Origin of the sequence: Daejeonella sp. (assembly GCF_017495225.1) — a bacterium.
In the GTDB taxonomy this organism is placed as follows: domain Bacteria; phylum Bacteroidota; class Bacteroidia; order Sphingobacteriales; family Sphingobacteriaceae; genus Daejeonella.
The window spans coordinates 104984-127303 of the sequence record NZ_JAFEIG010000007.1; the positions used below are offsets into that span (position 1 = coordinate 104984).

At 36.5% G+C, this 22320-nt stretch carries 19 protein-coding genes; 12 read left to right on the top strand and 7 right to left on the bottom strand.

From position 1 onward, the window contains the following. Positions 1-4: 4 nt before the first annotated feature. Complete coding sequence (locus QZ136_RS03275) at positions 5-1141, bottom strand: TlpA disulfide reductase family protein (protein WP_291400292.1); 1137 nt, start codon at positions 1139-1141, stop codon at positions 5-7. A 137-nt stretch (positions 1142-1278) separates the two neighbouring features. Between QZ136_RS03275 and QZ136_RS03280 the strand changes: the two genes are divergently transcribed. Continuing rightward, on the top strand, positions 1279-2445 hold the full coding sequence (locus QZ136_RS03280; protein ID WP_291400295.1) for a galactokinase: 1167 nt from the start codon (positions 1279-1281) through the stop codon (positions 2443-2445). 65 nt (positions 2446-2510) lie between these two features. Here QZ136_RS03280 and xylA read toward each other — a convergent pair whose 3' ends face one another. From xylA to QZ136_RS03295, 3 genes are all read right to left on the bottom strand, one after another. Further along, the gene (gene xylA / locus QZ136_RS03285) at positions 2511-3842 is read right to left on the bottom strand and encodes a xylose isomerase (protein ID WP_291400297.1); all 1332 of its coding nucleotides are present in this window, start codon (positions 3840-3842) and stop codon (positions 2511-2513) included. Positions 3843-3981: 139 nt separating this feature from the next. Continuing rightward, entirely contained in the window at positions 3982-5457 is a 1476-nt protein-coding gene (locus QZ136_RS03290; RefSeq protein ID WP_291400299.1) for an FGGY family carbohydrate kinase, read from the bottom strand. 395 nt (positions 5458-5852) lie between these two features. Further along, positions 5853-7034 carry a formimidoylglutamase gene (locus QZ136_RS03295; RefSeq protein WP_291400301.1) on the bottom strand — a complete coding sequence of 394 codons (1182 nt, stop codon included), beginning with the start codon at positions 7032-7034 and terminating at the stop codon, positions 5853-5855. 152 nt (positions 7035-7186) lie between these two features. Between QZ136_RS03295 and QZ136_RS03300 the strand changes: the two genes are divergently transcribed. The 3 genes from QZ136_RS03300 (at position 7187) to QZ136_RS03310 (ending at position 11290) form a co-directional block, all read left to right on the top strand. After that, positions 7187-8158: an NAD-dependent epimerase/dehydratase family protein gene (locus QZ136_RS03300; RefSeq protein WP_291400303.1), complete on the top strand. Its 972-nt coding sequence runs from the start codon at positions 7187-7189 to the stop codon at positions 8156-8158. 16 nt (positions 8159-8174) lie between these two features. Then, complete coding sequence (locus tag QZ136_RS03305) at positions 8175-9467, top strand: HAD-IB family phosphatase (protein WP_291400304.1); 1293 nt, start codon at positions 8175-8177, stop codon at positions 9465-9467. 752 nt (positions 9468-10219) lie between these two features. Then, on the top strand, positions 10220-11290 hold the full coding sequence (locus QZ136_RS03310; protein ID WP_291400307.1) for a branched-chain amino acid aminotransferase: 1071 nt from the start codon (positions 10220-10222) through the stop codon (positions 11288-11290). 79 nt (positions 11291-11369) lie between these two features. Here QZ136_RS03310 and QZ136_RS03315 read toward each other — a convergent pair whose 3' ends face one another. Next, on the bottom strand, positions 11370-13181 hold the full coding sequence (locus QZ136_RS03315; protein WP_291400309.1) for a hypothetical protein: 1812 nt from the start codon (positions 13179-13181) through the stop codon (positions 11370-11372). A 152-nt stretch (positions 13182-13333) separates the two neighbouring features. Between QZ136_RS03315 and miaB the strand changes: the two genes are divergently transcribed. From miaB to groL, 7 genes are all read left to right on the top strand, one after another. Further along, complete coding sequence (gene miaB, locus QZ136_RS03320) at positions 13334-14755, top strand: tRNA (N6-isopentenyl adenosine(37)-C2)-methylthiotransferase MiaB (protein ID WP_291400311.1); 1422 nt, start codon at positions 13334-13336, stop codon at positions 14753-14755. Between the two features lie 56 nt (positions 14756-14811). Further along, positions 14812-16047 carry a sigma 54-interacting transcriptional regulator gene (locus QZ136_RS03325; RefSeq protein WP_291400491.1) on the top strand — a complete coding sequence of 412 codons (1236 nt, stop codon included), beginning with the start codon at positions 14812-14814 and terminating at the stop codon, positions 16045-16047. A 12-nt stretch (positions 16048-16059) separates the two neighbouring features. Then, the gene (locus tag QZ136_RS03330) at positions 16060-16578 is read left to right on the top strand and encodes an LptE family protein (protein WP_291400313.1); all 519 of its coding nucleotides are present in this window, start codon (positions 16060-16062) and stop codon (positions 16576-16578) included. A gap of 33 nt (positions 16579-16611) precedes the next feature. After that, on the top strand, positions 16612-17640 hold the full coding sequence (locus QZ136_RS03335) for a hypothetical protein (protein WP_291400315.1): 1029 nt from the start codon (positions 16612-16614) through the stop codon (positions 17638-17640). Positions 17641-17645: 5 nt separating this feature from the next. Continuing rightward, on the top strand, positions 17646-17981 hold the full coding sequence (gene secG / locus QZ136_RS03340) for a preprotein translocase subunit SecG (protein ID WP_291400317.1): 336 nt from the start codon (positions 17646-17648) through the stop codon (positions 17979-17981). Between the two features lie 214 nt (positions 17982-18195). Then, positions 18196-18489, top strand: coding sequence for a co-chaperone GroES (locus QZ136_RS03345; RefSeq protein ID WP_363244741.1), 294 nt, complete (start codon positions 18196-18198; stop codon positions 18487-18489). 105 nt (positions 18490-18594) lie between these two features. After that, positions 18595-20232 carry a chaperonin GroEL gene (groL, locus tag QZ136_RS03350; protein WP_291400320.1) on the top strand — a complete coding sequence of 546 codons (1638 nt, stop codon included), beginning with the start codon at positions 18595-18597 and terminating at the stop codon, positions 20230-20232. Positions 20233-20371: 139 nt separating this feature from the next. Here groL and lipB read toward each other — a convergent pair whose 3' ends face one another. Further along, entirely contained in the window at positions 20372-21070 is a 699-nt protein-coding gene (lipB, locus tag QZ136_RS03355; protein WP_291400322.1) for a lipoyl(octanoyl) transferase LipB, read from the bottom strand. Further along, entirely contained in the window at positions 21060-21713 is a 654-nt protein-coding gene (locus QZ136_RS03360) for a 4'-phosphopantetheinyl transferase superfamily protein (RefSeq protein ID WP_291400324.1), read from the bottom strand. The genes lipB and QZ136_RS03360 overlap by 11 nt, the downstream gene beginning before the upstream one ends. Before the next feature lie 70 nt (positions 21714-21783). Between QZ136_RS03360 and dcd the strand changes: the two genes are divergently transcribed. Further along, positions 21784-22320, top strand: coding sequence for a dCTP deaminase (gene dcd / locus QZ136_RS03365; RefSeq protein WP_291400325.1), 537 nt, complete (start codon positions 21784-21786; stop codon positions 22318-22320).

Genomic DNA, 22320 nt, shown 5'->3' on the forward strand with positions numbered 1-22320 from the left:
TAATTTATTTCTTTAAAAGAAATATCTCTTCTAGTTTATCATGTAAGTCTTTCCCACGTAAATCACGTGCAATGATTTTCCCATCTGGGCCTAATAAAAAATTACGTGGGATACTTGTGATTCCATACATCGTTGCAGCCGCATTAGACCAATATTTAAGGTCTGATACATGTTGCCAAGTCAATTGATCATCTTTTATGGCCTTTAACCAGCTGTTTTTATCTCTGTCGAGCGATACTCCAAATACAGTAAAGCCATTTTTCTCATAAGTCTTAAATGCTCTTACCACATTCGGATTTTCTTGTCGGCAAGGCCCACACCAAGCTGCCCAAAAATCCAATAACACATATTTACCTCTTAAAGAAGATAAGGCAATTGGGTTTCCATTAACATCAGCCATCGAGAAATCAGGCGCAATAGAACCTATTGATGTTTTCGTTTGTCCGCTAAGGTATTCTCTAATTCCAGCAGCTGTTGATGTACTTTCCACATCATCATTTAATGAATTTAAGAGCTCCTCTGCTTCCTTGAAATTACTTGTTGTATTAACTATATTGGGAATAATTAACAGCGAAATATAGGCGCTAGGGTTATTTTTAACGAAATTCTTTTGAAATTCAGTAAGGGCGTTTGTAGCATCACGAAATGGAATTCGGAACATAGAACGTACAGAATCAGCTGGTATGCCCGAGCTCGAAATTCGCTGAGCCTCCTGATTTACAGCATTTATCTTATTTGAATAGGGTGTTTGCTCAGAATTATATCGAATAAGATCATCATGAGCCTTAGACCCTATAACAGATGCATCAGTAAGGTTCCCTTTAATATCAATAGTAATTACTCCTTGGTCTAAAATAAATTGCTTGGACTGTGGACCATCCTTTTGATAATCTTCACTGATAGAAAGAAAAGCTGGAATAGGTTCAGCAATAGTGCCTTTGATAGTGAATTTGCCATTTAATACCGCAATTTTTTCTGCCTTCGACTTAGAATTAGCATTAAAAAAATTACTTTTTGTTAAATATAAAGTGCTTATTCCTGGTTTAGTTACAGTCCCATTAATTGTATAGGATTTCTGACCGAAGCCTAAAATTGGGCTACTAATTAGTAAAGCTATTATAGCGAAGAAAGAAAGTCTCATGCAAATGATTTTAAATCTCAAATTTAAGAATTATAATGAAATTTAAGGGTGAGGCATATTTTTTAATCCATTGGAAAGGCGCAAATGTTTTGATTTAGGGAATAAAAGCAGATATTTATAAACAGAATACGCATAAGATGAGTCCCATTTTCAATTATCCAAACAAAGTAAAAGATAAATTTTTAGAACTTTTCAATCAGGAACCTCTATTTGTCCGCTCACCAGGGCGTATCAACCTTATTGGTGAGCATACCGATTATAATTTAGGATTTGTGCTCCCTGCGGCAATAAATAAGGCAATTTATTTAGGCATTCAAAAGCGTAAGGATCAGCTCATTAAAATACATTCATTGGATTTTAATAATGATTTTCAGGGGGATATCAATGAGCTAAAATCATCTGATAAATTATGGCCAGATTACCTTTTAGGAGTTGTGCAGCAGATTCAAAAAAAGCATCAGATTCAACAGGGTTTTAATATTGTGTTTGGTGGGGATATTCCTCCGGGCGCGGGACTCTCATCATCTGCTGCGCTTGAATGTGCCATGGCCTTCGGATTGAACCATATTTTCAATCTTTCTTATGAAAAAATGGATTTGGTTAAATTGGCTCAAGCTGCTGAAAATGAATTTGTTGGAGTGAAATGTGGCATCATGGACCAGTTTGCAAGCATGTTCGGTAAGAATAATCAATTAATGCGCCTCGATTGCCGAAGCCTAGATTTTGCTTACGTTCCCTTCCAAGCTGATGATATTCAAATCGTATTATTTGATACTCGCGTAAAACATTCACTGGCTTCTTCGGCTTATAATGAGCGAAGAGAAGAATGCGAACAAGGAGTAAAATGGATTCAAGAAATACATCCCGAGGTGAAAAGCTTGAGAGATGCCAGCGAGAAGATGTTATTAAAATATGTCAAGCCTAAAAATCAGAAAATTTACGAGCGATGCAATTTCATCGTTTCCGAAATCCAAAGACTCCAAGAAGCTTGTAATGATCTCGAAAACAATGATTTACAAAGCTTCGGGAAACGTATGTTTGAAACTCATGCTGGTTTAAAAGATTTATATAAAGTAAGCTGCGATGAGCTCGATTTGCTTGTCGATTTAGTTAAAGATAATCCCAATGTTTTGGGTGCTAGAATGATGGGTGGTGGTTTTGGTGGCTGCACCATCAATTTAGTAAAAAAGGAAGCTGTTGAAGATTTGATTGCTCAAGTAAGTGCATCCTATCATGCTAAAACTGGCTCCGAGATGCTGATTTACCTAGTAAAAATTGAGGATGGAACATCCATAATTAATTGAAGATCAATCTTTTAATAGCGCTTATTAAAAGATTGATTTCATTCAAAAAATTTATATCAAAAAGATTAAATAAAACGATTAACCAAATTTTCTAAATATTCCTGCTTGCCACTTCTCACCTCTGGCTCTCCCTTTTCAATGGCATAATTGCGAAGGTCTTCCAAAGTCAATTTGCCATTTTCAAAATCTTTGCCTTTTCCGCTATCAAATGAGGCATATCGATCGGCACGAATCTTTTTATAATCAGATTTATTGAGAATATTATCGGCTGCAATCAAAGCACGAGCAAAATTGTCCATTCCGCCTATATGCGCATAAAATAAATCAGCTGGATCAGTCGAATTTCTACGGATTTTAGCATCAAAATTTATTCCCCCACCCTGAAAACCACCTGCTTCAAGTATCACAAGCATGGCCTCAGTCAGTTCATTGATATTATTTGGAAACTGATCGGTATCCCAACCATTTTGATAATCTCCGCGATTAGCATCCATTGATCCTAAAAGGCCAGCATCGGCACTCACTTGCAATTCATGCTGGAAAGTATGTCCCGCAAGGGTAGCATGGTTAACTTCAATATTTAATTTAAAATCATCCATTAGGTTAAACTGACGTAAAAATGCAATAACCGTCGCCGCATCATAATCATACTGATGCTTGCTCGGCTCACAAGGCTTCGGCTCAATAAAGAAAGTCCCCTTAAAACCTTGCTTACGCGCATAATCCTTCGCCATATGTAAAAACTGAGCCAAATGCTCCTGCTCGCGTTTCATATCGGTATTGAGCAAAGACATATAGCCTTCTCTACCACCCCAAAACACGTAATTTTCACCTCCAAGACTGATGGTAGCATCCAAAGCGGCTTTTACTTGGGCACCTGCGTGACTTAATACATGAAAATCAGGGTTTGTTGATGCGCCATTCATATACCTACGATGTGAAAATAAATTGGCGGTCCCCCATAATAATTTCACACCACTCGCCGACTGCTTTTGCTTCGCGTATTCAGTTATTGCCTGCAAACGGCGTTCATTTTCATGGATATCATTTCCATAATCTACAATATCCACATCGTGGAAGCAGTAAAAAGGCAGGTTCATTTTGGTAATGAACTCAAATGCCGCATCCATTTTATCTTTAGCGCGCTCAATGGCATCACTTTTTTTATCCCAAGGAAAAAGGTGTGTAGGCTCACCAAATGGATCAGCCCCATTCCCGACAAAAGAATGCCAATAAGCACAAGCAAAACGAAGGGTTTCCTTCATTGTTTTTCCGCCAATAACACGATTCTCATCGTAATAACGAAAAGCTAATGGATTATCAGATTCTAGACCCTCATACTTAATTTGGCCAATTCCTTTGAAAAATTCTTGATCTCCTGTGATGATACTTGACATATTTTCCTGTTTGATTTTATTCCTCAATTTCGCTTTGCGCGATGCTAAATATTAAAAGAAATTGTAATTTATATATTTTATGTGAGATGAAAAAGATTGCGATTGTGATATTCAGGATTAAAGGAAAAATCCATTGATTTTATTTCAAATGCTGTTTCAAAAGTGCTTTCCATTCTTGATAAACTGTGTCGTATTCATTCACTTGCGTGGGCTCGACTAATTTTAATGCTTTCACGCGACTAAATGCATTATCAGTGGTGAAGACCTTAATTCCAATTCCTGCTCCAATTGCTGCCCCCATGCTTCCTTCATTGCTGTGAAGTTCTAAGGGAACGCCACACGAATTGACAAAGGCCTGCTGAAAAAGCTCGCTAGAGAACATATTAGCATATCCTGCACGTATCATACTGATATTTATGCCATTATCTCGCATAATATCGAGTCCGTATCTAAATGCAAAAGCGATACCTTCTTGTACCGCTCTAAAAATATGCGCCTGACCATGGATATTGAGGTCGATTTGATGAAAATGAGCACCAATAGTCTGATTACTCAACATTCGCTCAGCACCATTTCCAAAAGGAAGAATTTTTAATCCGCTGCTCCCCAAAGGAATTTTAGCAGCTTCTACATTCATTTGCTCATAACTTAATCCAGCTGCCACTACATCTTTCACCCAACGATTCAGAATACCTGTCCCGTTTATGCAGAGCAAAACCCCTAATCTTTTAATTTGAGAGCTATAATTTACATGAGCAAAGGTATTTACCCTGGATTGCGAATCATAAGAAAGTTGATTAGAAACACCATAAATTACGCCAGATGTGCCTCCATTAGCCGCAACTTCTCCAGGATTAAGAACATTCAAAGACAGCGCATTATTTGGCTGATCGCCTGCCTTATAACTCACTATGGTTGAAGGATTTAACGATAGTTTTGCTGCTACAGATTTATCTAAAGAACCATGATCAGCAAAAACAGGTAATATTTCAGGAATTAACGAGGTATCAAATCCGTAGTAATTAAAAACATCTTTAGAAAGCTCATTATTCTTAAAATCCCAAAATATTCCTTCAGAAAGTGCTGAAATACTGGTACTTATCTTCCCCGTCATCTTCATTGCTATGAAATCACCCGGAAGCATTATTTTATCAACTTTTTCAAAAATATGTGGCTCATTTTGCTTTACCCAAGCCAATTTTGAGGCGGTAAAATTTCCGGGCGAGTTAAGCAGATGTGAAAGGCATTTTTCCTCACCAATAGCCGAAAACGCAGCATTTCCTAAATCAACCGCCCTGCTATCACACCAAATAATCGAATTTCTTAAAACTTGTTGATTCTTATCTACCAGCACTAATCCGTGCATTTGATAAGCAATACCAATTGCCTGAATATCAGCTGGATTATAAAGATTTAAAGCATGAGCTTTTAAAATTGCCTCTTGCACATGCTCCCACCAAAGTTCAGGAGATTGCTCCGCCCAACCCGCTTGCTCCGCAATAATTTCGGTCTCCTTTTCGGGATATTGAACGGTACAAATACAGGTCTGAGTATCAGAATCAATAACTGAAACTTTAATGGATGAAGTGCCGAGGTCAATTCCGAGTAATAGCATAATCAGTTAACGGTTGTCAGTTGTCAGGCTAGCGACATCTGGAAGACGGTTAAAATTGACTCCCGCAGATTTTCGCGGATTAGCGCAGAGGTAATCTGCGAAATTCTGCGTGATCTGCGGGGAAAAATATTTATATGGTGGCTGAGATTCTCGAAGCCAAGTTCAATCATCTTTTAAAATCTAATTTAAAATATTTAAAATTAAGATGATTTAAAAATTAATTTTTAAAAATCAATCTAATCAAAAAAATCATAGTTCAGACAATTAATAGTTAGTTGTGAGATACTTACTCTCATCCTTAATCTTTGATCCTTTATCTAAAAATGTCGCTTGTCTGACAACTGATAACTGACAACTGTTAACTACCAACTGATAACTGATAACCGCCAACTGATTCATATTAGCTTCTGATACGTCCTCAACCACAAATCAGGCATTTCACCTGAATTAGCTAATTGATAATCTTCATATCTACAAGGCACCAAATGATGTCTTTCGTTTTTTGAGCCTCCTGTAGGATATGGGACCTGCATCCACCAGCGATCAGTCTTTTTACTCTTCACAAATACCAGTTCATGTGTACCATCCTTTAAACTGGTACGGTAGGTAATGTACTGTGATTTTGGGAGCATTGGTAATTCCTTTTTACGGTTATAAAAACCATCGATAAAGTACCATACCATTTGGGAAAGAAGCATTGCTGTTTGTCCCCTAGGATCATACTCCGGATTATATTCATAAAAGCCAATGGAGGATAATTTATCGTTCATCCCTGCGTAACGTGCTATCTGACAGGCATCTTCGCCATAAAAACCATTGGGACTAGCATTTGCGTTTCCTTCTGCATCCGCCGAACGGATAGCCGAAATATCAAAGCTAAGCATATTGGCATTCCGGATAATTGGCTCGGCAATACTTATATTATTTCTGAAGTCGCCAAGTCGGTGAACATCAAAATATAGCTTATCCATCAACTTTAAACTTTCTTGATTCACAAAAAAGGTTTGATAACCGATATTGCTGAAATTAAACAAGTAGTTGGGCTGATGTAAAAATATTTTATTGAGATAAGATTTAGAGCTGGTTTCGATTGTATCATCCTGATTTTCATCTAGATCAAAGTGCGAATCGACTACTAAAAGGTCAACCTTTTGCTCCAATTCTTCATAAGCCATAAACTGCGCGTAGCTTAAGTCCTGACCACCACCAATAATTATAGGAAGAATATCAAGTTTAATAAGTTCGGCGACTACTAATTTGAGGGCTACATAAGTATCCGAAACAGTATGACCTGCTTTAATATTTCCAAGATCTACAATTCGGCTTGTATAATTGCCTTCATTGAGTTCATAGAATTTCTTTCTGAAAAAATCTGGCGCTTTGGCGGTCCCTTTATTATTTCCAGCATTTCTTCCATCAAGCACTCCAATTAAAGCGACATCAAATTGATGATCCTCTAAATCTGGGAATTGTTGATGGTAAACCTCTATTTTCGAACCTAAATGGCTGCTATAGAAACCATCGGCAGGAATTAAACTATTGAAATCAACAGGACTAAGAAAATCAGATAATGACATAAAATATTTTGTACCTGTGAATGGATTAATTAAAGATCTTCAAATTGGTAAATTTTTGCTGAAATGAAGAATAATTTTTTTTTGAGCATACACTCAAAGCAAATATCAGTTTATTCAGTTACTTTTGAAAGCATTAATAAAAATTCATCAGGATGATTTTAGTCACCGGCGCCACCGGTTTTTTAGGTTCAGAATTAATCAGACAATTAATCTTAAAGGGCGAAAAAGTCAGAGCAATCAAACGCGAGTCCTCTATTTTGCCTGCCCTCCTTAAAAATGAGACAGAAATTGAGTGGTTTACTGCCGACATCCTCGATTATTTTGCCCTAAAAGATGCTATGGAGGGCATTAGCAAGGTATATCATTGTGCCGCCTTTATTTCTTTCGACCCTGCAGATAAAAAATTATTGAGAAAAGTAAATGTGGAAGGCACCATCAATTTACTCAATGTAAGTATGGAGATGAATGTTTCTCGTTTCTTGCATGTAAGTTCGGTAGCCGCTCTTGGTGAAAGTAAAAAAGAGGAGCTGATTACGGAAAATGAGCATTGGGAACATGGTCCGAACGCTAGCAATTATTCCATCTCCAAATATGAAAGTGAGATGGAGGTTTTTAGGGCTAATGCCGAGGGCTTAAATACTATTATCGTTAATCCATCGATTATTATAGGGAAAAATGCGGGCAATCAAGGTAGCGGACAGCTCTTTGAAACCATACAAAAAGGACTAAATTATTATCCTGGAGGCTCTTTTGGCTATGTTGACGTGGAAGATGTAGCCAAATCCATGATTTTATTAATGGACTCCGATATTTCGGATGAACGATTTATAATCAATGCCGAAAATTGGAGCTACCGCGATTTTTTTACGGAAATTGCCGATAATTTCGGTAAAAAACCACCACAAATTGCCTTGATGCCATGGATGATGAATCTTGCCTATTTAGGAACTCGATTCTTATCATTTTTTACAGGCAAAAAGCATGGACTTACAAGTGAAACCGCATCAAGTGCATTCAAAAAAAGTAATTTTTCTAATGAAAAAGTCAAAAAGACCTTAAATTTAGAGTTTAAACCTATAAAACAATCAATAAGCGAAATTTGCCATAATTTTCAAACCCATTAATAGAAATAACAGTCCCTTGAAGCAGTTTTACATCATAGATTTCGATAGTACCTTCACTCAGGTGGAGGCATTAGATGAATTAGCCCGAATTTCTCTAAAAAATCACCCAGATAAGGAAAAAATCTATAAAAAGATTGAAGACTTAACCAATTTAGCGATGGAAGGCAAAATGTCGTTTAGGGAGAGTTTGAGTGGTCGCGTGCGACTTTTAGAAGCGAATCGCAGTCATTTAAAAGAGCTAATTAGTGTTTTAAAAAAGAAAGTTTCTTCCTCATTCTCAAGAAATAAAACATTCTTTAAAAAGCATTCTGATTCAGTACTTATAGTTTCTGGGGGATTTAAAGAATTTATCATTCCCGTGGTGCTCCCCTATCATATTGCCAAAGAAAATATTTATGCCAATACCTTTATTTTTGATGACAATGACCAAATTATTGGCTATGATGAACAAAACCCACTTTCCAATGAAGGTGGTAAAGTTACTTTACTAAAGGAGCTCGACCTTAAAGGAGATATTTATGGAATTGGGGATGGGCACTCCGATTTTCAGCTAAAAGAATTTGGCATGATCAAGAAATTTTATGCCTTTACCGAAAATATTGAGCGTAAAACTGTAGCCGAAAAAGCCGATCATGTTACTCCCAGCTTTGATGAGTTTTTATACGTAAATAATCTACCTCGAGCAATTTCATATCCCAAAAACAGAATTTTATGTCTTGTAATTGGAGAAGTGCCAGTTGAAGCTATTCAAACACTAAAAAAAGACGGATTTTCAATTCGACATAAGAAAAGTTTTGAAGAAAAATATGTAGCCGATGTGGGGATGATGCTACTTGCTAATGGCGAAATTTTAGAACGTGAAAAATTAGAACGTGCAGTAAAATTGAAAACTATTGGCTATTTGGGAAATAGTGAGCCTAAATTATCGCATGGACTCTGCACTGATATGGGAATTGTAATTTTTGACGATCCTAAGAAAAATCCTAAAAACCCACAGCTTATTGCCAAAAGAATGATCAATTTCATTAATCATGGGCATACTTATGTGAGTGCAAACTTCCCGAATTTACAATTACCACGTATTGTGGGTGCCCACCGACTCATTCATATTCACAAAAATATGCCGGGCATCATGGCTCAAATAAATAGCGTATTTGCTAAGCATCACATCAATATTGTAGGTCAATACCTCATGACAAACCCAAGCATTGGGTATGTAATTACTGATGTAAGCGAGGAGTATGATAAAAATGTTTTAAAAGCACTGAAGCAGATTGATCATACGATAAAGTTTAGGATACTTTATTAGAAGGAAAAGTTTGTCGGTTGTCAGTTGTCAGACTGGCGACATTTGCTACCCGGTGGCTGAGGTTCTCGAAGCCAAAAAAGAGTTATCAGTTGTCTGTTATCAGTCATCAGGCAAACGACATTTAGTGAACTGGTTTGTCCTTTCTCTTTGCTACTTGATCATTGCTCTAATCTCCGTAATCACCCTAATCAAATAAATCATCGTTCAGACATGTTAGTTGGTTAGCTGGTTCGTAGTTAGATGGTTAGAAATTAGTTTCAAACAGACTTCAATTCTAAATTAATCACAAAGCCTGTCTATAATCCTTATTCTTTTATCCTTGCTCTAATCTCCGTAATCAAACTAATCAAATAAATCATCGTTCAGACAATTTATTTCCTAGTCACCGGTAGCTGAGGTACTCAAAGCCAAAAAAGAGTTGTCAGTTGTCTGTTATCTTTATCAGGCTAAAAACATATGGAGAACTGGTATTTTGTCCTTTCTCTCTGCTCCTTAATCCTTGCTCTAATCTCCGTAATCACCCTAATCAAATAAATCATTGTTCAGACAATTTATTTCTTAGCCACCAACGGCTGAGGTTCTCGAAGCCAGACAAAGGTTATCAGTTATCAGTTGTCAGTTATCAGGCTGGACGGATCTTATCAGTTACCCGCTGGCTGAGGCTCTCGAAGCACGTTAAAGGTTACCTTTTATCCTTCTTATTTCCGCTTAAAATTCATTAATTTTGCGCAAACATTTTAATCCATAACAAGGTGTCGCAAAAAATAAATATATCCATCACAAAAACTTCTAAATCACGCTTAGCGGATACAGATTTTGATAATTTACCTTTCGGAAAGACTTTTTCTGATCATATGTTCATGGCTGATTATAGCGATGGCGAATGGAAAAACTTCCAGATTCTTCCTTATGGGGAAATTGGTATTCTACCCGCGATTTCTGCCCTCCACTACGGACAAGCATTTTTTGAAGGGATAAAAGCCTACAAGCATGTTGATGGAAAAGTTTCAATCTTCCGTCCCGATAAAAATGGAGAACGTTTTAACCGTTCTGCAGAACGTTTATGCATGCCTGAGCTTCCATTAGAAATATTTTTGGAAAGCCTCTCCACCTTGGTAAACCTAGATAGAGATTGGGTTCCTGCAAAGGAAAATCATTCTTTATACATTAGACCCTTCATGTTTGCTACCGACCCATTTTTAGGGGTTACACCATCAGCAAGCTATAAATACATGGTAATTACTGGTCCGGTGGGACCCTATTTCTCAAAGAACCTAAAGGTAAAAATTGAGACTAATTATTCAAGAGCCTGCGACGGTGGTTTTGGTTTTGCAAAGGCTGCCGGCAATTATGGAGGTTCTATGTTGCCTAATTTAAAGGCTAGTCAGGAAGGTTTTGATCAACTCATCTGGACAGATTCACGTGAGCATGCATATATTGAAGAATTAGGTGCTGCCAATGTCATGTTCTTAATGGATGGTACATTAATCACTCCATCTACAAGAGATACTATTTTGAAGGGCGTTACCCGCGATACGGTATTAACACTTGCTAAAAAATGGAATGTTCCAGTAGAAGAACGTAGAATTTCTGTAGAGGAGGTTCTTAAAGGAATAAAAGAAGGCCGTATTAGTGATGCATTTGGTGTAGGTACTGCTGCAACCATTGCACATATTGCCGAAATTGGCCACAATGGCGAGCTTTATACACTTCCAGATCCTGCAAAAAGAGAATTTTCGAATAAACTCTTGAATACGCTAAATGATCTACGCTATGGAAGATCTAGCGACGGGTTTGGATGGAATTATTTGGTAAATCGCTAAAAAATTCGTATATTATGATAAGGCTGCTTAGAAATAAGCGGCCTTTTTTTGTTTAATAAATTCGGAATGTCACTATCAATCAAGGAACATCAGTCCGGTTATTACGCCGAATAAGCCTTTTCTTTAATCGATCATCTCTACGCTCATCACGTTGAATACGCTCTAGTTCGAGCTTTCTTAAACGTGCTTTGATTTCTTTTTGCGTCGGACCATCAAAACCGATAGTTTCTAATAATGCCATGGCAAAACCTTTCCAAATCATATTAAAGAAGGACGAATGTTGAGGCCTATTAAATGAAAAATTAGCATTCCTTACAGGAGCACCGGGTAATGGATTATGATTTTTAATAATGAGAATATTAGCAAAAATAGAGGCTAGCCCTTTTCTTTTCAATCGGGATGATTGATCACTCATCTCCAATAGTTTTATTTTCAAATCTTTATAATAACAAGTAATTTGTCCACTAACACCTCCTAAATTACCAGTCCCAGAAAAAATCATCTTCTCAATAAATCCGGAATTGATTTCGATGAGAGAAAGAGGCCTGATAGCGGAATTGAGCATATCAGCATCCATATTTCCTAAAGCTCCATAATAGTTAAATGAAGCATTGGGGTCAGTTAAATTGAGCTTCATCGCCACATTTAATCGCCCACGATCCATAAGCAAAGATGTTAACTTAAGCTCGCTAAATTTATTTTTCGTAAGACTTAAAGAATCATTGGTAATATTTAAAATTTGGCCGTTTATCTGACTAAAAGTAAGCGTTCCTTTGCGCTTAGATGCAGGATTATATTCCGAATAATCAACTCGTGCATCATTTAATATAATTGAGTCGATTTGGGTATTAAGCTTAAATCGCTGCAAAGCCAATTGTGGGAAGTTAAGTCCCTTATTACGTATTGAATCAGGTAATTCTCGATTTAAAAAGATTGAGAAATTTGCCTTTTTCAAAACCAAGGAGGATGCTGAGAGTCGCCTTTCTTTGTTCAATAAATCGAAGTCGAGATTATTCAGCTGCACATCTTCTAAATTCATGGATAGGCGATCTTTCTGAAATTTAAACCTTCTAGAAAACTCCATTTCTTTAAATCGAGGGATGATACTTAATCCACTAATACGAGCATATCCGCCAGCGGTAGAAGCACGAAATTCTTTAATTTGAACAGCATAATTTTTATCTATAGTCATGGTATGATGACCAAAGAGTTCAGCATAAATATCCTTGGTATAATATAAACGGGACTTATCATATTGCGCTGCGGAATCGATTAAAAGGTCAGAGATTTTTATGTAGAGGCCCTTTAAAGCAACAGATTTATTTGCACTAGTACTCCTATCAATATATTTTAAATCGGCATCTTTAAGAATAATATTAGAGATCTTAACAGAATTAAGGTAGGGCGCTAAACGCTGATAGGCAGTTCGAGGGTCATCCAAATCAGTTTTAGTATTTTTTAAATCTGTATAATTTAACTCAAGCTGAGGATGTTCAATTTCAAGAGCATTCATTTCTAAATTTCTATCCAAATAAATTTTCCAAGGCTGAATTCTTTTAAGGATAAGCTCTGCAATTTCAAGTTTATATACATGCTTAGGTGCAGTACCCAGCAATTTCATTTTATTATAAACATGTGTATCAGGAGCAAAACGTATATTCTTTATTGTCATTCTTCCACTAATGAAATTTACGCGAACATTCTCAAAATCAACGCGATATAAACCATCTGTAGAAGCATGAATAGTTTCTTTAATGCGCTCAGTAACGATAGGCCCCCAATAATTATTGAGGTAAACAGCTAGTCCCGCAAGCAGCGCAAGCAAGCTAATGAATCCGATTAGAATCCACTTCTTGATAAAGCTATAACTGTTCTTTTGGGTCATCATCATTATTTAGCTCAAAATAGACATTTAAAAGCAATTATTTAGGGGCTAGGATATGTCAGCCTAAAATAAAAATAAAAAATATACGAGAAAATTCGGTCTGCCAAATTGTCATTGTGCGGAAAATTTCGTACTTTTGTAAGCTAAATTAAATGCCCATGTTTGACCGCCCACACAACTTAAAAGAATCATCAGATACTCAAATGCATGATGAATCGCGTCAGGGTGAAGCCTTAATGATTGAAAGGCCTAAGCAGTATAGCGGACGAAAACTATACATTGAAAGTTATGGTTGTGCAATGAACTTCGCAGACAGTGAAATTGTTGCATCACTGATGCTGGATATGGGTTTTGAAACAACTCCACAATACAAAGAAGCAGACGTTATATTTATTAATACTTGTTCGATACGCGATAATGCTGAGCAGCGTGTAAGAAATAGGTTGCGTGAATTTAGTGCTGCAAAAAAGAAAAAGCCAGGCATGACCATTGGCGTTTTAGGATGTATGGCCGAGCGCTTGAAGTCTAAATTTTTGGAGGAAGAGAAGCTGGTTGACATCGTTATCGGACCTGATTCATACCGCGATTTACCTAATTTATTATCGCAGGCAGATGAAGGAATGCGCGCAGTTAACGTATTGCTATCACGTGAAGAAACCTATGCAGATATTAATCCTGTAAGATTGAATAGCAATGGTATTTCTGCCTTTGTTTCAATCATGCGTGGCTGTGATAATATGTGTTCTTTTTGTGTAGTACCTTTTACAAGAGGTAGAGAGCGAAGTAGAGATCCGGAATCTATTGTGAAAGAGGCTAGTGAATTATTTGAGCAAGGCTATCGCGAAGTAACCTTATTGGGACAGAATGTTGATTCATACAAATGGGCTGAGGGAGCTGTAAATTTTGCAAATCTTTTAGAGCTTGTAGCACAAATAAATCCACTTTTACGTGTTCGTTTTTCAACCTCCCATCCAAAAGATATCACCGATGAGGTATTACATACCATGAAAAAGTATGAAAATATCTGTAATCATATCCATTTGCCTGTCCAATCGGGTAATTCAAGAGTGCTTGAATTGATGAACCGGACATATACTCGCGAATGGTACATTGAGCGTATCGATACAATTAAGCGATTAATTCCAGATTGTTCTATTTCAACAGATATTATCATAGGCTTTTGCACTGAAACGGAGGAAGAACACCAAGATACATTGAGCTTAATGGAATATGCCCAATTTGATTTTGCTTATATGTACACCTATTCAGAGCGCCCTGGGACTTTAGCAGCTAAACGTTTTGAGGATGATATTCCTGAGGAGGTAAAAACCCGTCGTTTTAACGAAGTCCTAAAAATGCAACAAAGCTGTTCATTGAAGAGGCTGGAGCAGCATATTGGTAAAACACATCAAGTTCTAATTGATGGATATTCGAAAAAATCGGATAAGGATTTTTCGGGAAAAAGTGAGCATAACATTACGGTAGTTTTTCCTGCCAATGAAAACAACAAACCTGGAGATTATGTTAATGTGGAAATTGTGCGTTGCACACCGGCCACATTGATAGGTCAAATAATTTAAAATTTAAACAAAAATGCAGATGGTTTTCAATCAGATGCATGTTGATGCTTTATAATATGGATGTTCAGGATATAAAAAATCGTTTCGGAATAATTGGAAATTCACCCCTACTTAATCGTGCCATTGATATAGCACGCCAAGTTGCTCCTACCGATATTTCTGTATTAATTACTGGAGAAAGTGGTAGTGGTAAAGAAGTATTTTCCCATATTATTCATTCATTAAGTGCCCGTAAGCATGGGCCATTTATTGCGGTAAACTGTGGAGCAATACCTGAAGGAACCATCGATTCGGAGCTATTTGGTCACGAAAAAGGTTCATTTACAGGTGCTCATGATGCACGAAAAGGGTATTTTGAGGTTGTAGATGGTGGGACTATCTTTCTAGATGAGGTGGCAGAGCTTCCAATTGGTACACAGGCGCGTTTATTGCGCGTTTTAGAGACGGGAGAGTATATTCGTGTGGGATCATCAAAAGTACAAAAAACGAATGTAAGAGTAATTGCTGCAACTAATAAAGATGTATTTGATGCGGTAAGTGCCGGAAAATTCAGAGAAGATTTATACTATCGTTTGAATACTGTCCCATTAAAAATACCTGCTTTAAGAGAGCGTAAAGAAGATATAAACTTATTATTTAGAAAATTCATCGCCGATTTTACGGATAAATATAGGAGTCCATCGGTTCAACTCGACCAGAGTGCACAGCAGCTTTTAATGAATTATAGCTGGCCCGGAAATGTGCGTCAACTAAAAAATATTGCAGAGCAGATTGCTGTCCTTGAGAAGGATAGAAATTTGACTGCAGAGCATTTACAGACCTACATTCCTACAGAAGCTGGAAGTACTTTGCCTATGCGAATTCCGAACCAGAACAAGGATGATTTTTCGGAGCGCGACATTTTATATAAGGTACTTTTCGATATGAAGAAAGATATGATGGACCTGAAAAAACTGGTTGCAGAAATCATTCAAAATGGAGGCAATACCTCTACCATTCAGTCGAACCAAAACATCATCAATCAGCTATATCGCGATATTGAAATTCCAGAAAGCAAGGCTATACCACAAGACCCGCATCAATTGGTAATCCATCAGCCGAGCAATGATAAATCATTTGATTTGATGGATGACGCTGAGGAGGTTGAAGAATCCTTATCTTTATTGGATAAAGAATCTGACTTGATTAAGAAGGCATTAAAAAAGCACAAAGGAAAAAGGAAGATGGCGGCAAATGAGCTAGGAATTTCTGAGCGAACGCTTTACCGTAAAATTAAAGAATTAGAATTATAGATAAAATTGAAAATGCGTAGGTATTTATTACATATTAAATTTTTGCTTCTCCTTTCGGGAATTTTTATCATACCATCTTGTGGAACCTATTCATTTTCAGGAGCTTCAATTCCTGCAGAAATGAAAACAACTTCTGTTCAGTTCTTTGAAAATAACTCAGCTTTAGTAGTTCCATATTTAAGTCAGCAGTTTACTGAAGCCTTGAAAGATCGTATTCGTAATCAATCGCGATTAAGCATTGTACGAACAGAAGCAGATGCAAATTTTGAAGGTAGAATTACAGATTATACCATTAGGCCTGTGGCTATTCAGGGGAATGATCGTGCGGGACTAAACAGACTAACTGTAACGGTAAGTGTAAAATATACCAATAATTTGAATCCGGAATTGAATTTTGAACAGAGTTTTCAAGCTTTTCAAGAATTTAGTTTAAATCAGGGACCAATTCAAACACAGGAGCAAAAATTATTAGCATTGATAAATAGACAGCTAACAGAAGATATTTTTAACAAGGCTTTTGCCAATTGGTAAAAAATCTTTAGCTTTCAAAAAAAAGAGCATATAGTGGAAGAGGTACAAGGTCAAAATATTGATATTAAATTGTTTGCAGATTATGTAGCAGACCCATCGGCATCTAGCTTTGCCGAAGCTGCTGCAATAAGTGCAACAATTGATATATACCCTTATTGCCAGTTATTATATCTGTTTAATTCTCGTGCAAGTACAGGAAAAGAGATCGATAGTAAAAACAATTATTTAGCAAAAGCATCATTAATTATTCCTGATAGAAGTGTTTTATTCACTGTTCTTAATCATCCTGAAAAATTAATTGCCGAAAGTCCAAAGGTTTTACCTGTTATAGAAAATTCTGAAGAGCTTAATAAAATAAGCATAGAATTAGAGGAAAGTACATTTACTGAAATCAACTTCTATGAAGTGGAAGAGCTTATTATTCCTGAAGATAAGCAAAGCGATAATGAGGTGGTTTTAGAGCCTATTGAAGGGCAAAGTTCGGCTACAAACACTGAAGTTGAAACTTCAATTTCCAATCCCTCAATAGAAAGCCAAGAAACAGAGCAAAAAGTTTCAAAATACGATGATGATAAGATGCCATTTTCTTTTTTATGGTGGTTAAATAAAACAAGAAAAGAGCATTCTGATACGTATCAGCCCTATGTTGATTTTAAACTAGATACATCACAAAGTATCAAAAGATCATCGGTTGATCAGCTAAGTAGTCAGATTATTGAAAATATATTTCATCTACAATCTCCACTAGAAGAGCTTGAAAATACACCTAAAACGGTCCCATTTCAAGTACGTAGAAAGGAAGACTCCATTTTAGAGAAGTTTATTAAAGAAGAACCTCAAATTAAGGCTCCAAACTCTCAAAAGCTAGATACAGAGAATAAAGCACGTAAAAGTTCTGAAGATCCGAACGATTTAGTTTCAGAGACATTGGCTCAGATTTACATCGATCAGATGTTATTTCAAAAAGCAATTGACACTTACAAAAAATTAAGTTTGAAATATCCGGAAAAAAGAACGTACTTTGCCGACCAAATTATTGAATTAGAAAAGAAAGTAAATTAATACATATGTTATATACAATTATTATTCTAGCGATCATTGTTTGTTTTCTGCTAGTAGTTATCATTTTGATACAAAACCCTAAGGGCGGTGGTCTTTCATCAGGGTTTGCCGGTTCTAACAATGTAATGGGTGTTCAAAGAACAGGCGATTTTCTTGAAAAAGGCACATGGGTTCTTGCTGTAACCTTAATGGTTTTAGCATTAATGGCCAATGTAGTTGTTCCTCGTGGAGGAGTTGTTAATCAAGAAAAGAATGAAATTCAAAAACAGATTAATCAACCTGCAGTACCTGTTTCGGCACCATCAAACTTGCCAATTCCAACAGATACTACAAAGAAGTAATTTTTAAAATTATAGATTAAGCCACCTTTTAAGGTGGCTTTTTTTTTGGGGAATTAGCTGACAATCAACTGACAGCTTGACACCGAAAAATGAAATTTAAACTAGTCTGAGTTCCAAAAAATGAAATTTTGACAAGAATTACAAGCTAAATCCTTTTGGCATAATTAGTGTCTCATGTAACACAGAAAAATTAATTAAATAAATACATAATACTATGGCATTAAATATCAAACCTAGCGCAGACCGGGTAGTTATAGAAGCTGCTCCGGCTGAAGAAAAAACAGCCTCAGGACTATATATTCCTGATACTGCAAAAGAAAAACCTCAAAAAGGAACTGTTGTAGCAGTTGGTCCGGGTAAATATGCAGAGCAAACCGGAAATTTAATTCCTATGGCATATAAAGTAGGAGATGTGGTATTATATGGCAAATATGCTGGTACAGAAATTTCACATGATGGTAAAGAATACTTAATCATGCGTGAATCTGATATTTTCGCAACATTATAGTTATTTTCTGTTCTCAGATTATAGAAAAATCCAGAATTCAAATAAATTGAAACCATGGAGTTTAATGCAATCATTTAATTAACTCCTATATTAAAAAATTAAAAAATGTCAAAACAAGTTAAATACAACGTTGAAGCACGTGATGCTCTGAAAAGAGGCGTGGATATTCTTGCCAATGCGGTAAAAGTAACTCTTGGTCCTAAAGGACGTAACGTAATTATTGATAAGAAATTTGGTTCACCGGCAATTACTAAAGATGGTGTTACGGTAGCTAAAGAAATTGAATTAAAAGACGCTCTTGAAAACATGGGTGCACAAATGGTGAAAGAAGTTGCATCAAAAACTGCTGATCAAGCTGGTGATGGTACAACAACTGCAACTGTTTTAGCTCAAGCAATTGTTACTGCTGGTATTAAAAACGTTGCTGCTGGTGCAAATCCAATGGATTTAAAGCGTGGTATCGACAAAGCGGTTACTGCTGTTGTGGCTAACTTAAAGAAACAATCACAATCGGTTGGCGAAGACAATAAAAAAATCAAGCAAGTTGCCTCTATTTCAGCAAATAATGATGAAGTAATTGGAACCTTGATCGCTGATGCAATGGCGAAAGTAGGAAAAGATGGTGTAATTACTGTTGAAGAAGCAAAAGGTACTGAAACTGAAATGAAGACAGTTGAAGGTATGCAGTTTGACCGTGGTTATTTATCTCCATATTTTGTAACCAATGCAGATAAAATGGAAGTTGAGTTAGAGAACCCATACATCCTTATTTACGATAAGAAAATCTCTTCAATGAAAGAATTATTACCTGTACTTGAGAAACAAGTTCAAACAGGTAAGCCATTGCTTATCATTGCAGAAGATCTTGATGGTGAGGCTCTTGCAACATTAGTTGTAAATAAAATCCGTGGTTCACTGAAAGTAGCTGCAGTTAAAGCTCCAGGATTTGGTGATCGTCGTAAAGCAATGCTTGAAGATATCGCTATCCTTACTGGCGGAACAGTTATTTCAGAAGAAAGAGGTTATAAATTAGAAAATGCTGATCTTACTTATTTAGGTCAGGCAGAGAAAGTAGTTGTTGATAAAGACAATACAATTGTAATCAACGGTGCTGGTAAGTCTGATGATATCAAAGCCCGTGTTAACCAAATTAAAGCTCAAATTGAAACTACTACATCAGATTATGATAAAGAGAAGTTACAAGAGCGTTTAGCTAAGCTTTCAGGTGGTGTTGCCGTACTTTATGTAGGTGCAGCTACTGAGGTTGAAATGAAAGAAAAGAAAGATCGTGTTGACGATGCATTACATGCTACTCGTGCAGCGGTTGAAGAAGGTATCGTTGCTGGTGGTGGTGTTGCTTTCATTCGTTCTATTGAGGCCTTAGCTGATCTTAAAGGAGAAAATGATGATGAAACTACTGGTATTGCAATTATCAGACGTGCTATCGAAGAGCCATTACGTCAAATCTGCCAAAACGCAGGTATTGAAGGTTCAATCATCGTTCAAAAAGTGAAAGAAGGCAAAGCTGATTTTGGTTACAATGCTCGTACTGATGTGTTTGAAAACATGATTGGTGCAGGTGTTATTGATCCAACTAAAGTAAGCCGTATCGCATTAGAAAATGCAGCTTCTATCGCAGCAATGTTATTAACTACTGAAGTAGTTTTAGCTGATGATCCAGAAGAAGATAAAGGTGCTGGTATGCCTCCAATGGGTGGCGGTGGCATGGGTGGAATGATGTAATCATCACCCTATAAAATAAAAAAAGCCTTTTCTGAGATTCAGAAAAGGCTTTTTTTTATGATTAAAAATATAAATCTTAGATCTAAGATGGTGCTCAAAATCTTAAAGAGCCTATTAAATCATGATAAAATATGCTATTTTACCGAAGCTTCATTTCAAACAAACTAGCAATGTGCTGTCCTAATTTAGATTTTACTTCTTCCATGTCAAGCTTAAACCCAAGTTCCCTTTCCATAGAAGTTACATCTTTATCGTCAATACCACATGGAATGATATTTTTAAAGTAATTGAGATCTGTATTCACGTTAAATGCAAAACCGTGCATGGTTACCCAGCGACTACAGCGAACGCCTAAAGCGCATATTTTCCGGGCTTTTTGATTATCAGCATCAAGCCAAACACCTGTAAATCCAGTATACCTCCCACTAGAAATTCCATAATCGGCAAGTGTGAGAATAATAGCTTCCTCAAGCGTGCGTAAATATAAATGTATATCGGTAAAAAAATTATCAAGGTCGAGAATTGGGTATCCTACTAATTGACCGGGACCATGATAAGTGATATCACCTCCCCTATTAATTTTATGATAAGTAGCATTCTTTTGCTTTAAGCCTAATTCATCAAGCAATAAATTTTCAGGCTTCCCGCTTTTTCCAAGTGTGTAAACATGAGGATGCTCCACAAATATAAGATGATTTGGAACCGCTATTTCAGTCCCATTATTTCGGTTTTGAGTTTTCAAATCGACCGTTTCAGCAAAAATAGCCTCTTGCTTGTCCCATGCTAATTGATAATCCATCAAGCCCCAGTCCTGAAATATTACGTCTTTATTCTTCATTTATATCATCTGAAACAAAACCAATCATATAGCCATCAAATCTCTCGTAATGGACATTAAACTCCCTTTTAATAGTCCCAAGCTCAAGTTTTGCAGCAAATGAACCCTCACCTTCGTAAGCAAAGGGTTTTAACTTAATATTTTCAATGAAACTCACATTCTTTTTACCATGCAATTTATAAATAGCTTCCTTGGCACACCAACAAACATATAGATGCTCAATTCGCTGATTTTCATCAATAAATTGCATCTCATCAACACTCATAAATTTACTTGCAATACGTTCAATTTTATTTTTTACAAGCTCGATATCAATTCCCACAGATTTATTTTTACTTACCATCACAGCAGCATAATCGTAGGAGTGACTTAAGGAGATAAAATGAGGGAAATTTGTCAAATAAGGCTTGCCGTCCTCATCAACTCTGCAGTCGATATACTCATCAGTATCCATCATTTTACGAAGTAATACACGGGTACTTAACCAATGCATATTCCTTTTCCCGCTGATCAGACTATCAAGATACGATTTTTCATGCTCTTTTAACTGTAATTGAGCCAATAATTCGTCTGCAGACTCTTCAATCTTCCAAATAGCGAAGGACGTTGAAGAGTCGATTTTTTTATGATAAGCGAGAGCCATTTTTTAAATTAAAATACCTGCAAAACTATCTCAAATTAATCATAAATTAGTCCAAATCTTAAGCTTATTTATGATACTTTCTGACAAAATCATACTCGAAGAAATTGAAAAGGGGAATATCATCATAGAACCCTTCAAAAAAGAGTGTTTAGGCACTAATTCTTATGATGTACACCTAGGTAAATATTTGGCAACATATAAAAATAGAGTCCTAGATGCGAAGGCTCATAATGAAATTGATCACTTTGAAATTCCGAAAGAAGGCTTTGTGCTTCAGCCGAATACGCTCTACCTAGGGGTTACACTAGAATATACCGAAACTCACAAGCATGTTCCATTTTTGGAAGGTAAATCAAGCACCGGCCGTTTAGGTATAGATATTCATGCTACTGCAGGAAAGGGCGATGTAGGATTTTGCAATACTTGGACTTTAGAAATTTCATGTGCTCAACCGGTACGAATTTATGCAGGAATGCCAATTGGTCAATTAATCTACTTTGTTGTAGAGGGAGATGTAGAAACAATGTACAATACCAAAACTAATGCTAAATACAATAATAAAACTACGCGCCCAGTTGAAAGTATGATGTGGAAAAACACTTTTTAA